The organism is Undibacterium sp. GrIS 1.8 (assembly GCF_040544445.1).
GTDB lineage: Bacteria > Pseudomonadota > Gammaproteobacteria > Burkholderiales > Burkholderiaceae_D > Undibacterium.
In genome coordinates, this window is record NZ_JBEONQ010000133.1 from 1 (window position 1) to 1,239 (window position 1,239).

1 protein-coding gene is annotated in these 1,239 nt (G+C 48.5%); it reads right to left on the reverse strand.

Features of this window, described 5'->3' with window-relative positions; genetic code table 11:
* Positions 1 to 155 precede the first annotated feature (155 nt).
* On the reverse strand, positions 156 to 1,154 hold the full coding sequence (locus AAKU64_RS22515; protein WP_323493039.1) for an IS5 family transposase: 999 nt from the start codon (positions 1,152 to 1,154) through the stop codon (positions 156 to 158).
* Positions 1,155 to 1,239 lie beyond the last annotated feature (85 nt).

Consider the following 1,239-nt stretch of genomic DNA (forward strand, 5'->3'; position numbering starts at 1 on the left):
GAGACCTTTGCATGACAGCCTTAATCAGAGCCGTTTCAGCAAAGGTTGAATTTTTAAAAAATAAAATGATGCTTTTTTAGTGATTTTGTCTTCAGCAATCATTTTTTTACTGTTTTCCCATCAAAGTGAGGGCGATTTGCCCTCATTGCCGTTTTTTAGGCGCAACTCTCCTGACCGCTCTGTAAATCGCGTTGAATCGCCACCCCGCGTTTGAGATTGTAGGCGATGCACATTAGCCCAAATCGCGTGTAATTACGTGCCAAACCGAGGTATCTGGCTTGCCCCATTCCGTAGTGCAGTTTGAGTACGCCAAACACACGCTCAACAATGCTGCGTATCCCCGAGTGTTGCCGGTTGCGTTTCTTTTGTTGATCGGTCAATGGCGTGTTGCGGTAGGCTCTTTCTAAAATGCAGTTCTTCGTTCTGGTTTCTGCCAGTAAGGCATCATGCTTGGCGCTCTTGTAGGCACTGTCTGCATACACCGCCGATTCTGTCCCTAAGAGTAAGGGTGCTAAACATTGAGAATCATGGACGTTACCGGCGGTGAATGCACTGGCTTTGATAAAGCCATCTTCTTCCACCGCGATATGCGCTTTATAGCCGTAGGTGGTTTTTTGTTTGCCCTCTGAGCTGGCCTTGACGTTATAGGCCGCTTCGCTATCTTGCGTGTTCCTGCCATTCACACCTTTGTTCGGCCGGTTCTGTTTGGCCTGGATGACGCTGGCGTCGACAATGCTGATTTCTCCTGCCTTGATATAGAGCTGCCGGCTGGTGAGTTGATCGTTGATCTCTTTGAGCAGCGCTTCCCATAGACCTCCAATCAGTTTTTGGCGAAAGCGCCACAGCGTGCTGTGGTCCGGTACATTCTCGCTAATATCCAAGCCGACAAATCGACGAAACAATAAATCCCGCGCCAGTTGCTTTTCTAGTTGCGGATCAGAGAGCGTGTACCACGACTGCAATAGCAGCGCTTTGAACATCATCAATGGCGGCCAGGCTTTCTCGCCTCTGGCTTTGCTGTGGATGCCATTCAATTGCGCTTCCAGCGGCAACCAGTTGATCAGGGCATGCACATCATCGAGTTCGGTGACCGCTTTATGCTCCACGATTAAGGCATCACCCAGACTGCGTTGTTTGATATTTTTCCACGCCATGATTGCCACTCTTTAAATTTATCCTGTTGCTATTGTCTCATTTGAGGTAAACACTCTGCTTGGCTTTTTATCGTGCAAAGATCTC

Bases quoted from the DNA above. Each gene is read 5' to 3' on its own strand.
- AAKU64_RS22515 (WP_323493039.1), bottom strand. From the start codon at position 1,154: ATGGCGTGGAAAAATATCAAACAACGCAGTCTGGGTGATGCCTTAATC.